Source organism: Rhodococcus sp. ENV425, assembly GCF_002887785.1.
GTDB classification, from domain to species: domain Bacteria; phylum Actinomycetota; class Actinomycetes; order Mycobacteriales; family Mycobacteriaceae; genus Rhodococcus; species Rhodococcus aetherivorans.
In genome coordinates, this window is sequence record NZ_PCZU01000062.1 from 1 (window position 1) to 1,088 (window position 1,088).

1 protein-coding gene is annotated in these 1,088 nt (G+C 70.6%); it reads left to right on the forward strand.

From position 1 onward, the window contains the following. Positions 1-40: 40 nt before the first annotated feature. On the forward strand, positions 41-1,088 hold a 1,048-nt coding region (locus CQZ88_RS04645; protein ID WP_044476605.1), incomplete at its 3' end, for an alpha/beta fold hydrolase.

Consider the following 1,088-nt stretch of genomic DNA (forward strand, 5'->3'; position numbering starts at 1 on the left):
CAGTCCGCACCTACGTCGGTGGCGGAGGAGGCGAGCAGCGATGACGCTGTTGGGCAGTTTGGGGCTGTTGGGTGCGAGCCTGGCCACGCTCGGCTCGAACGCGGGGCTGTACGCGGTGCGCACCGCGGGCCTGCCCGCGCACGAGATCTACGGCGAGGAAGATTTCGACGCGATGCTCGCGCTGCCCAAGCGCACCGTGCGTACCGAGGACGGCGTCGACCTCGCCGTCCGGGAGGTGGGTTCGGCCCTGGCGCCGCTGACGATCGTGTTCGTGCACGGGTACTGCCTGCGCATGCAGTCCTGGCATCTGCAGATGCGCCACCTGCAGGAGCGGTGGGGCAAGGACGTGCGGATGGTCTTCTACGACCAGCGCGGCCACGGGGAATCCGCCGTGTCGACGTCGAAGTCCTGCACCATCGCCCAGCTCGGCCGCGATCTGGGCACCGTCATCGACACCGTCGTCCCCACCGGCCCGGTGGTCGTGGTCGGGCACTCGATGGGCGGGATGACGACCATCGCCCTGGCCGCCCAGCGCCCGGAGTTGTTCGACGAACGCATCGTCGGGGTGGGCCTGCTCGCCACCACCGCCGCCGGGCTGACCAAGACCGGCATCGGCCGTAACCTCGAGAACCCGGTGATCGACGCGTTCCGGCATCTGGCCCGCACCGCGCCGGGGTTCGTGCAGTACGCCCGTGGGGCCGCCAAGGCGATCATCGCGCCGATCCTGCGCGCCGCGTCCTACGGGACGGTGGTCAGCCCGAAGCTGGTGGAGTTCTCCGACCGGATGCTGGCGGAAACCTCGGTGCTGACCATCGTGAACTTCCTGCGCACCCTCGAACTGCACGACGAGTCGGCGGCGTTGCCGGTGCTCGGACAGGTGCCCGTGCTGGTGCTGTGCGGGGACGCCGACATGATCATCCCGTTCTCCGGCTCCGAGGAGCTCGCGGCGGCGTTGCCGGACGTCGAGCTCAAGCGGGTCCGCGGGGCCGGGCACCTGGTCCAGCTCGAGTTCCCCGAGGTCGTCGTCGGTGCGCTGGACCGGCTCATCCAGCGCGGGTTCGCCCACGACGCCGGCAGGAGGCGCGCCG